Below are 10,121 nucleotides of genomic sequence, written 5' to 3' on the forward strand. Positions count from 1 at the left end.
CCGGGCACTCTTGGCGAAGCCCCTCCCCGGGGGCGCACCATGGCGTCATGCGGATAGGCATAGCGCTTCCCCAGTACGGAACCCATGCCCAGGCCGGCCGCGTCGCGGCGTTCGCGAGGGACGCCGAAGCGGCCGGCTTCGACTCCTTCTGGGTCAGCGACAGAGCACTGACGCCCGTCGAGCCCAGCGACGTCTACCCGGAGAGGGGCTTCACTCCGGAGAACCCCTACCCCCGCGAATACACCACCTTCCTCGATCCGCTCACCGTGCTGACCGTCGCCGCCACCGCGACCACGCGGGCGCGGCTGGGCACCAGCACGCTCAACGCGACGTGGTATCCACCCCTGTTGCTCGCCCGCGCCCTCACCTCCCTCGATCAGCTCAGCGCGGGCCGGCTCGACGCGGGGCTCGGCCTGGGCTGGCTGCGCGACGAGGCGACGGCGGTGAACACGGACTTCACCAAGCGGGGCGCGCACCTCGACGAGATCCTCGACATCCTCCACGGGATCTGGACCGAGAACCCCTTCGCCCACGAGGGCCCCAACTGGCGCGTCCCCCGCGCCCATGTCGGCCTGCGACCGGTGCAGCACCCCCACCCGCCCGTCCTGCTGGGCGGCTTCTCCCCCGCCGCGATGCGCCGCATAGGCCGCCGGGCCGACGGCTGGGCCGGCGTCACCATGCCGCCCGATCAGCGCGCGGCCCTGTGGGACGTCGCACGACGCGCGGCGGAGGACGCCGGCCGCGACCCGGCCGCACTCCGCCGGGAGATCCGCTGCTTCCCGGAACCGGGCTCCACACCGGAAAGCATCGCCAAGGCACTGACCGTGATCGCCGACACGGGGGCGGACGGCTGCTTCTTCGACCTCCAGCGCTCGGTGAAGGACCCCGCGGAGGCGCTCGACCTGGGCATCGCGGCTTTGGAGCGGTATCGGAAGGGGTGAGGTCCGCTGATGCGGGGCGGGCCGGTGGCCCCAGGAGAAACCAGGCTCACACGGACCTGAGGCGCGTCTGGATCACCAGCTCGTTCAGTTCGGCCCCGGCGTCGGTCTCGTCCGGCAGCGTCGAAGACCGCTCGGCCTCGTCCAGTGCCGCGTGCAGCGCCTCGGCATCGGCCGTCAGCCGCTCGCGCGAGGGCGCGCCGTCGAGCGTCGACAGGTGGCCGTGTTCGGCCGCCGCCTTCGCGGCCACGAGGTCCGGGACGTAGTCCGGTGCCCGCACGCTGCCCAGCAGCGTCGGCAGGTCCGCCTGGACCTCGTGGGCGCGCATCAGGTGGATGCCCGTGAGCAGGACGCGGAACGTGTAGAGCAGCGGCTTGAGTTCACCGGTCCTGTCGAAGAGGCGCCACTGCGTCTTCGCGAAGCCACGGTAGTGGCGGGCGTGATGCAGGGTCAGAAACCGCGGGGCGAGGTCGACGAGGGCGGTGTGCACGGGGGTCGTGCGCACCACGAGCGGCGAGAGGAGCTGCTCCAGGACATAGCCGTTGGGGCTGAGCAGGAGCCGGGCGAACTTGGCCAGGTCGTGGGTGACCAGGTCCATTTCCAGGCCGTCGGTGTCCCACATGCGGGTCTGGGTCTCCTGTGCCGGCGTCAGCCCCAGGACGTCACGCAGGGGCAGCAGGTGGACACCGCGCATGTCGACGTCCGAGTCCTGGGAGGGGAAGCCGTAGAGGTGGGCGCCGGAGACCGTGGCGAACAGCAGGGGGTACCGCTGCTCCGCGACGATCCGCGTCAGGTCGGGCAGGCCGCTCGCGGTGTAGGTGGTCATATGAGGCTGCTTCCGTGGGTCAGGGAGCGACTGCGGACCGAGACCAGCCAGTTCTCCACGCGGGTGGCGTCAGGGAATTCCGGGAGCGGGCTCCGGGCCAGGGCCCCGTCCAGGCGTGTGGTCAGCTCGTCGCGCCAGGCGCGGACCTCGCCCCAGGCCAGTTCGCCACGGCGCACGGCCAACAGGCGTTCGCGGTACGGGCCGACTTCGATGTGCAGGGTGCCGCTCTCCAGCAGCGAGGCACCACTGAGCATCAGGCGGAGCATGTGCATCACATGCTTCCAGCGCGGCTCACCCTCACGCTCCCGGCGGTTCTCCGCCTTGGCGAACTGGGAACTGGCGTACCGTGCGAACGTGGCGTGCGCCCGGCGGGAGAGGAACGCCGGGGCGAGCTCCCGTAGTTCCTCGCCGAGCGCGGAACACCGTTCGACGAGCGGGCTGTGCAGGACTTCGAGAATATTGGGGTTGGCGGAGAGCGCGAGCTCACAGAACCGCTCCGCCTCCCAGCTGAACTGCTCGGGCAGCGGGCCTTCCACATGAGTGGGCGGTTTGGCCATGCGCCAGAAGTCGGCGGTCGGAGCGACGTACACACCACGGCGATCGACATCCGAGCCGTCCGTGGAGAGCCCGAACGCACGCGACCCGACGACCACGGACAGGATCGTGTGCCGCTCGACCAAGTGCTGTGCTTCTTCTGACATACGGCCCATTTTCATAAAACCGCCGCCATTGACCAAGCGGTTTGCTGTCAGGCCCCTGACGGATGCCATACAAGAGCCCGGCGCGCTCGCGCGCGGAGCGGTGGTGGACTCCTCCTCCACGTCCGTGCTCACGACTGAGGGCCGTCCGGCCGAGCTCCCGACGGTGTGACGGTAAGGGTCAGCAGGTCCCCCGCGGCGCACAACGAGCCCGTCCCAGCAGAAGGGTGGCGAGGTCGACGACCCGGTAGCCATGGGACTGGATCGCGTCGATGATCCGCGGCAGCGCCTCCGCGTCGAGGGAGGTGTGCTGCCCCTCGGCCACATCCGCGCCGACGTGCATCTGGACGATCGCTCCCGGTGTCAGAGCGGCCACCACCCGGTCGACGACCCGCTGGGCCGTCATGCCACCGGCGTCACCCTTGTATCCCCACGTGTCGACGGTGAATTCGACATCGGCGAAGCCGAGCGCGTTGACCTCCGCGATCCCGCGCGGGGTCGTCGCGCTGTAGGGGAAGCGGAAGAACGGCAGAGGCTCCTTCCCGGTCGCCTCGCGGATCGCGTGGTCCGCCCGGAACACCTGCCGCGCGACCCCGGCGGGGCTGAGGCCGTCGAAGTAGGGGTGGTCGTAGGAGTGGTTGCCGATGCCGTGCTCCGCCGCCATCGCCCGTGCGGCCGCAGGCTGTTGCTCGGCGAACTGGCCGGTCAGGAAGAACGTGGCCGGCACATGCCGTTCGCGCAACACCTTCAGGGACGTGTCCACACCGGCGTCGTTCCACGCCGCGTTGAAGGTGAGCGCGACCTCGCGGCGCGTGGTGCGCGCCTTCCGGTTGAGGGAGCCGAAGAGGCTGTCCGGCGGGCGGGGTTACGTACGGGCCTCCGGCCGCGCGCTCGCCACCGTGGTCGCGGCCACTGTCGTGACAGGTTGTCGCTGCCCACCCACGAGGAGGGCCAGAGCGGTCAGGACGGTCAGGGGAACCGAGGTCACGGCAGCACGTCGCATGCCCGGTCCAACGCACGGGCCACCGCCATGACACGGCCGCACATACGCCCTGCCCGTCCTGCCGCTCGCGGGTGGCGGTCAGGTGGTCTGCGCCTGTTCGTAGAGGGCCTTGATGTCGTCACCGAAGTACGGGCCGAACATCGTGTTGGGCAGGAAGGTGTAGCCGAAGCTGTTCACCGATGCCTGCAGCCCCGAGCCGGTGGCCTCGTCGAAGCTCGCGAACCACGGTCCGCCGCTGGATCCACCGGTCATGTTGCAGGACAGCCCGTGGTCCTTGGTGAGGAGGAAGTCCTTGGAGGACGTCCCGCTGCAGTAGATGAGCTTGGTCCCGTCGTACGGGGCGGCCGCGGGGAAGCCGAAGGCGTAGAGGGACTGGTTGTAGGCGCCGTTGAACTGAAGGCCCTGGGCGCCGACGGCCTGGGTGAGGGTCTGTCCGTTCAGCGGTGCGACGACGGCGGCGCCGACGTCGTAGTTCATGTCCTCACTGGCGACCCACTGGGCGGTGGACATCGTCTTGGACGCGGTCCAGGTGCCGTAGGGGGCCTGCCCGTCGTGGTAGCCGGGGACGAAGGTCCAGTTGGTGTGCCAGGCGCCCTGGTACTTGACGCAGTGTCCGGCGGTCAGGACGGTGCTGCCGTTCTTACTGGTGACGGCGTCGCCGGAACAGGAGGCCGTGCGGCCCTGGAAGGTGAAGAAGACCCGGCCGGCGGTCTTCAGTACGGCGCCGTCGCCGGTCCACGCCCCGCCGGCCTGCGGGAAGCCCTTGGCGCGGGCGGCGGGGGCGGTGGGCGCGACGGTGGCGGGCGTGCCGCGGGACACCTGCCGCGCGAGGGCCCCGGGGGCGGCGCCCGGCAGATCGAGCGGGGTGGCCGTGCGCATCCTCTCGGGGGTCCAGAAGTCACGGACCCTCTGCTGCTCCGCGGCCGTGACGGCGAGGGGGCGGTCCGTGGCGCCGCGGGCCGCTTCCGGCGCCGCGTGGGCCTCGGCGGCCTGGAGGCCGGCGATGAGCAGGGCGCCGGCGGCCAGCAGGACCGCGGTGGTGGGGTGGGGACGTCTCACGCGTACTCCTTCTGCCCTGGCCGCGCGAGGGATCGCGCGGGCGGTGGGGGGCCGGACCGCGTGGGCCGCGGTCCGGGCAGACGAGCGGTGCGGATACGAGGTGCGTGAGGGAGGGTCCCACGGAAGCCATGAATTGTCAGGAGCGCGTCAAATAGTGGCCGGATGACGACCTGGGAGCCGGCCACCGGCTCCGTACGCCGGGCGCACCGGAGATCCCGGCCCGCCCGGCGCTTCGGACATCAGCTGCCCAGGGCCACACACATCGCGGACGGGCCCGGGAAGTCCCCGGGCAGAGCGTCCATCAGCAGGACGTCCACACTCTGCCCAAGCCAGTACCCGGACTTCCGCAAGCGTCCGGCGAGCCGGAAGCCGGCCTTCGCGAAGGCCGCGATCCCCGCCCGGTTCGGTTCGAGGACCCTGAGCCAGGCCGTGTGCAGCGCCCCCAGGTGGAAACCCCAGTCGAGCGTCAGGCGGGTGGCCTCCTCGGCATAGCGTTTGCCGCGCTGGGCGGGGGCGAGGACGATCGTGAACTCGGCCGCCCGCAGGCGTGGTTCGACGCGCAGCGCCGTGATCCCGACGGGCTGTTTGTCCTTCAGGCGCACGATCTCGAACGTCGGGTGGTCCTGGTCTCCGAGCTGGCTGTCCCAGGCTTCCTCGCAGACCTCCCGCGACTGCGGGAAGCGGTTGCCGCGACCGAGGATGGTCGACGGGTCGTTCTCCCAGAAGTGGTATTCGGTCAGTGTCTCCTGACGGGGGATGCCGAGGGCGAGCCGTTCTCCGGTGAGGAGGAGATGCGGGCTGCTCATAGTGCTTCCTTCCACGCCGGACGCGACGGAGTGTCCGGCGTAATCGGGGACGTGGCGCGACGCTTTCGAGGTTCCGCCCACCGGGCGCCTCTTCCGTGTCGGCCGTCCCAGCCTGAGGGCTGGTCACAGACGGAGCCCGCTGTCCGTGGGACGACCACCCGCACGTGTAGTGATGTGGAGGGGAAAGCTCCCGGACCGCCTTCCGGCCGACGCCGCCGGTCCCCCGCATGAGGGATATTCATCACTGCACATATCGGAGATACTTCACAATGTAAGCAGTCGGGGTCACCGTCCTGCCGGGCGCCTTCCCTGGCCACCCGTTGACGGCACGGATGACAGGAGAGGCCGGTGACCGCTCCGACCGAGCGACGGCGCAGGCGGCCGGCCCTGCGCAGAGCGATTCCCCGGGCCGCGCTCGCCTCGGCCGCGCTGATCTGCGGGCTCGCCCTCGCGGCGCCGACGACGCCACGGCCGCCCACCACAGCCGGGGGCGGCGCCCCGGCCGCGGCCTCCGCGCACGCCGGGCCCGCCGCCTTCGACCCCTACCGCGGCCACGCCCGGGGGCGCGCGGGCAAACGCCGCTCGCAGAACGGCTACAACTGGAGCGGTTACGTGGCCGGGGGCCGGGCCTTCGCGACGGCCTCGGCCACCTGGACCGTGCCGGACATCTCCTGTTCCTCGGCGAGCGACTCGATCGCGCAGTGGGTCGGCCTCGACGGCTGGAGCAATGACACGGTCGAGCAGACCGGCATCCAGGAGAGCTGCGAGACCGGCACCCCGACCTTCGACGACTGGTACGAGTTCTACCCCGAGCCCCCGGTGTACTTCCACGACCGCGTGCAACCCGGCGATGTCATCCATGCCACGGTGCGCCACGTCTCCGGCACGAGCTACGAACTGACCCTGACCGACGAGACCCAGGGCTGGACGCGGACGAAGAAGGCCGACAACTGGACTGCGGCCAACAGCAGCGCGGAGGTGATCGTCGAGTCCAACCACCGGCTGTTCCCGAAGTTCCGCCAGATCGACTTCACCAAGGTCAGGTTCGACGGAGCGGCTCCCGGAGCGGTCGGCGCGATCAGTTTGTGGGCCAGCAGCAGGGGCCTGCAGCAGAACGAGGTGAGCGAGCTGGACGGACCCGACCTCGACAGCTTCTCGGTCGCGTATCTCACGGAGTAGCCCTCCACCTTCGAGTGGTCATTCAGTCATTTGTCAGTAATTCAGCCCGGACGTACGGCATCGTGCGGTCAATCACCACGACTCGTACTCCGGGAGACCCATGACCTCCGAGACGACCGAGACCCCCGAGAGACCCACCGAACAATTACGGTTCCGCTCGCGCGGCCTGGCCGCCATGAACAGGCGTCCCCTCACCGCCCAGGCGATGAGCAAGCGCCTGCCCCAGCTGGTGCGGAAGGCCCTGTCCCTGGCCTGGCGGGTGGACCGGCGCGCGGTGGTCGCGCTGCTGGCCTGCCAGATCCTGTCCGGGGCGTCCGAGGCGTTCGGGCTGCTGGCCACCACGAAGACGATCACTGCACTCATCACCTCGGGCCGGATCTCCGGCCGGCTGATGGACGCTCTGCCGTCCCTCGTCGCGCTGGCGGGCGCGGCCGGGCTGCGCGCGCTCCTCGGCATCGCCATCAGCAACATCTCCAGCCGTCTCTCCCCGCGGATCGCCCGCGAGGCGGAGATGCAGATGCTCGACGCGGCGATCAACGCGGAGCTCGTGGCCTATGACAGCCCCGGGTTCAACGACAAGCGCGAGGCGGCGGACCGGGGCGCCGAGGTCGCCCGGGACCTGCTCACCGAGTCGCAGGACCTCATCGCCTGCATCGCGTCCCTGGTGGCCGCCGCCGGTGTGGTGACGCTGCTGCACCCGGTGCTGCTGCCGCTGCTCGTCCTCGCCACGCTTCCGCAGGGGATCGCCGGTGTGAAGGGGGCGCGCGTCCACTATCTGACCTCCCGCGCCCTGAGCGCCGACCGCCGGGTGCTGGGGCTGATGCGCTGGAACGTCACCGACCGGGACCACGCCGACCAGCTCCGCTCCTGCACCATGGCCCCCTTCCTCCTCGACCGCTACCGGGCCATCGGCCACCGCATCGACAGCGCCACCGACCGGGCCGTGCACCAGGGCGCGCGGTACGCGCTCGTGGGCGCTTTGGCCGGAGGGGTCGCTTCCGGGATGGTGTGGGCGGCGCTCGGCCTGCTGCTGGAGTCGGGGCACATGACGGTCGCCTCGGCGGGCACGGCCGTCTTCGCCCTGCGCACGGTCGGCTCGTCGCTGCGGGGCATGGTCGGCTACGGCACCCGGCTCTTCCGGACGGGGCTGTATCTGGACGACTGGGCGGAGTTCATCGAGGAGGCGGGCGGGCACCGGATGCGGCGCGGCTCATGGGTCCCGCAAGCGCCGCTGAGCGTCAAGGCGGAGGCGCTGACCTACTGTTACCCGGGCGCGGAGCGGCCGGCGCTGGAGAAGGTCAGCCTGGAGGTGCGCCGCGGCGAGGTGCTCGCCCTGGTGGGCGAGAACGGCTCCGGGAAGACCACGCTCAGCAAGCTGCTGACAGGGCTTTACCTCCCCACCGACGGCAGTGTGACGTGGGACGGCAGGGAAACCGCCGAGCTCGATCCGCAGGCGATGTGGCGGCAGACCGCCGTCGTGCCGCAGGACTTCGCGCACTGGCCCCTGTCCGCCCGGGAGAACATCACGCTCGGTCAGCCGCACGGCGCCGGTGACGAGGCCGTGCTCCGGGCCGCCGGGCACGCGGGGGCGGACGAGGTCGTCGGCGGGTTGCGCAGTGGTCTCGACACCCTGCTGGCGCGGGAATGGTACGGCGGGGTCGACCTGTCCGGCGGGCAGTGGCAGCGCGTCGCCATCGCCCGTGCCTTCTACCGGCAGGCCGGACTGCTCGTCATGGACGAGCCCACCAGCGCCCTCGACGCGCGGGCGGAACACCGCATCTTCACCGGGCTGCGGAGGATCGCCGAGGACCGGGCCGTCGTCCTCGTCACGCACCGGCTGGCGAACGTGGCCGTCGCCGACCGCATCGTCGTCCTCGACCACGGACAGATCATCCAGCAGGGCACGTTCAGCGAGCTCACGGACCGCCCGGGGCTCTTCCGCGAGTTGTGGGAGCTCCAGAACGACCGGGGAGTCAGGAGTGCCGAGGAGGTGGAGCGAGCGGAGCGATGACGTACCGCGGCCCGCGCGGCCCGTTCGGCGCAGTCCGACGAGGTCTGACGGAGCGACACATGTCAGCCTGGAAGGAACATAAGCAACAGATGCGCCTGACACTCAGCCAGGGGGACGCGTGGGTAACCGACCTGGGAGACACACCGCTGGCTTCCTCGAGCGGCAGCGGCGGAGCAGTGGTCCACAGCACGGCGGGGGCGCCGGTGGCGGCGCCCGCCGCGAAAGAGCCGCACGGCGGCGCGCCGACCGGGTACGGCGCCGGGCCGCCCGGACCTCGCATGGTCTGTTGCGGGGCGGCGCCGCCCTGTTGGTGTGCACGGGCATGGTGTGGCTGCCCACCGCGGGCGACCGGGCCCTGGCCGACGGCGTCGGCGACGAGGGCAACAAGGCCACGTCACCGTTCTGGGTCGAGCCCTCGGGGCCCGCCGCGCGCCAGGTGCGCCTGTGGAGGGAGCGCGGCCGGGAACAGGACGCCGCGGTCCTGGAGCGCATCGCGGCACGTCCGACGGCCGTCTGGCTGACCGACCAGGACCCCAAGGCGCAGGCCGAACAGGTCACCCGGCAGGCGGAACGAGCGGGGCGCGTCCCGGTGCTGGTCGCCTACGACATCCCCCACCGGGACTGCGGTCTGTATTCCACGGGCGGCGCCCCCGACGCGGCCCACTACCGCGCGTGGGTGGCTCGCGCGGCGGCGGGGATCGGCACCCGGCAGGCGTGGGTCGTCCTCGAACCCGACGCCCTCGCCCAATGGGCCTCCGGCTGTGTGCCGAGTGCGGCCGCCGCCGAACGGCTGACGCTGCTGGCCGAGGCCGTACGGATCTTCAAGGCACAGCCCGGGGTCTCGGTCTATCTCGACGCGGGCAACTCCGGCTGGATCGCGGACGAGAAGCATCTGGCCGACGCGCTCCGGCAGGCCGGTGTCGACCGCGCCGACGGCTTCGCGCTGAACGTCTCCAACTTCCAGACCACACCGGTGACTCGCGCCTACGGTGACCGGCTGTCCGCGCTGCTGGGCGGCGCGCACTACGTCGTGGACACCAGCCGCAACGGCAACGGCCCACTGCCCGAGAAGAAGGACCCCAAGCCTCCGGCCGCTCCGTCACCGACGCCCCCGCCCTCGGCGCCTCCGGCCCGGGGCCAAGCGGTCGGGAACGGCGTCGAGTCCGAGGGGGAGGACGGCGTCTTCATGGTGGACGGCTGGTTCCGGAACGCCGTCAGACATGCGCTGGGGAGGGCCGGGGACGAGCCGTGGTGCAACCCGCCCGGTCGCGCGCTGGGCACCGCGCCCACGACGGCGACCGGCAGCCCACTCATCGACGCCTTCCTCTGGATCAAGCGCCCCGGCGAATCGGACGGCGCGTGCAGGGGAGCCCCGCCGGCTGGGCACTGGTGGGCGGACTACGCGCTCCAACTCGCGGAAGCGACACCGACGGAACCCTGAGGGTTTTTCCGTACGAGGCTCCGGCCCCGCCCCCGGTCACTCGCGAAGTCATCGCGGCCTGCGGCGGGCGGGCACCCCTTGAATCACCTGTCGTCAGAACGCCGGACGGGCTTGAATCCGCCGCACGCGATGGTCAACGTGCGGGGGATTCAAGCCCGTC

9 protein-coding genes and 1 pseudogene are annotated in these 10,121 nt (G+C 71.3%); 4 read left to right on the forward strand and 6 right to left on the reverse strand.

What is annotated here, in order from left to right:
- Positions 1–47: 47 nt before the first annotated feature.
- Positions 48–941 (forward strand): TIGR03619 family F420-dependent LLM class oxidoreductase, encoded by an 894-nt coding sequence (locus ACZ4A5_RS18715; protein WP_467584704.1) that lies wholly within the window; start codon positions 48–50, stop codon positions 939–941.
- Positions 942–987: 46 nt separating this feature from the next.
- Here the strand turns inward: ACZ4A5_RS18715 and ACZ4A5_RS18720 are convergent, their stop codons facing one another.
- The 6 genes and pseudogenes from ACZ4A5_RS18720 to ACZ4A5_RS18745 form a co-directional block, all read right to left on the reverse strand.
- Positions 988–1,764, reverse strand: coding sequence for a nucleotidyltransferase domain-containing protein (locus ACZ4A5_RS18720; protein ID WP_467584707.1), 777 nt, complete (start codon positions 1,762–1,764; stop codon positions 988–990).
- Entirely contained in the window at positions 1,761–2,465 is a 705-nt protein-coding gene (locus ACZ4A5_RS18725; RefSeq protein ID WP_467584710.1) for a nucleotidyltransferase domain-containing protein, read from the reverse strand. Before ACZ4A5_RS18725 ends, ACZ4A5_RS18720 begins: the two co-directional genes overlap by 4 nt.
- 178 nt (positions 2,466–2,643) lie before the next feature.
- A pseudogene (locus ACZ4A5_RS18730) lies at positions 2,644–3,273 on the reverse strand (polysaccharide deacetylase family protein); the annotation flags it as partial.
- Between the two features lie 54 nt (positions 3,274–3,327).
- The gene (locus ACZ4A5_RS18735; protein WP_467584712.1) at positions 3,328–3,450 is read right to left on the reverse strand and encodes a hypothetical protein; all 123 of its coding nucleotides are present in this window, start codon (positions 3,448–3,450) and stop codon (positions 3,328–3,330) included.
- Between the two features lie 93 nt (positions 3,451–3,543).
- Positions 3,544–4,524, reverse strand: coding sequence for a trypsin-like serine peptidase (locus ACZ4A5_RS18740; protein ID WP_467584714.1), 981 nt, complete (start codon positions 4,522–4,524; stop codon positions 3,544–3,546).
- A gap of 239 nt (positions 4,525–4,763) precedes the next feature.
- The gene (locus ACZ4A5_RS18745; protein WP_467584716.1) at positions 4,764–5,330 is read right to left on the reverse strand and encodes a GNAT family N-acetyltransferase; all 567 of its coding nucleotides are present in this window, start codon (positions 5,328–5,330) and stop codon (positions 4,764–4,766) included.
- A 348-nt stretch (positions 5,331–5,678) separates the two neighbouring features.
- On the opposite strand from ACZ4A5_RS18745, the gene ACZ4A5_RS18750 reads away from it, so the two are divergent.
- The 3 genes from ACZ4A5_RS18750 (at position 5,679) to ACZ4A5_RS18760 (ending at position 9,961) form a co-directional block, all read left to right on the forward strand.
- Complete coding sequence (locus ACZ4A5_RS18750; RefSeq protein ID WP_467584719.1) at positions 5,679–6,509, forward strand: G1 family glutamic endopeptidase; 831 nt, start codon at positions 5,679–5,681, stop codon at positions 6,507–6,509.
- Positions 6,510–6,609: 100 nt separating this feature from the next.
- On the forward strand, positions 6,610–8,520 hold the full coding sequence (locus ACZ4A5_RS18755; RefSeq protein WP_467584722.1) for an ABC transporter ATP-binding protein: 1,911 nt from the start codon (positions 6,610–6,612) through the stop codon (positions 8,518–8,520).
- 322 nt (positions 8,521–8,842) lie between these two features.
- Positions 8,843–9,961, forward strand: coding sequence for a glycoside hydrolase family 6 protein (locus ACZ4A5_RS18760; RefSeq protein WP_467584725.1), 1,119 nt, complete (start codon positions 8,843–8,845; stop codon positions 9,959–9,961).
- The last annotated feature ends 160 nt before the right edge of the window (positions 9,962–10,121 follow it).

Source organism: Streptomyces sp. NPDC025618, assembly GCF_055558795.1.

Bases quoted from the DNA above. Each gene is read 5' to 3' on its own strand.
- ACZ4A5_RS18760 (WP_467584725.1), top strand. From the start codon at position 8,843: ATGGTGTGGCTGCCCACCGCGGGCGACCGGGCCCTGGCCGACGGCGTC.
- ACZ4A5_RS18715 (WP_467584704.1), top strand. From the start codon at position 48: ATGCGGATAGGCATAGCGCTTCCCCAGTACGGAACCCATGCCCAGGCC.
- ACZ4A5_RS18720 (WP_467584707.1), bottom strand. From the start codon at position 1,764: ATGACCACCTACACCGCGAGCGGCCTGCCCGACCTGACGCGGATCGTC.
- ACZ4A5_RS18745 (WP_467584716.1), bottom strand. From the start codon at position 5,330: ATGAGCAGCCCGCATCTCCTCCTCACCGGAGAACGGCTCGCCCTCGGC.
- ACZ4A5_RS18755 (WP_467584722.1), top strand. From the start codon at position 6,610: ATGACCTCCGAGACGACCGAGACCCCCGAGAGACCCACCGAACAATTA.
- ACZ4A5_RS18725 (WP_467584710.1), bottom strand. From the start codon at position 2,465: ATGTCAGAAGAAGCACAGCACTTGGTCGAGCGGCACACGATCCTGTCC.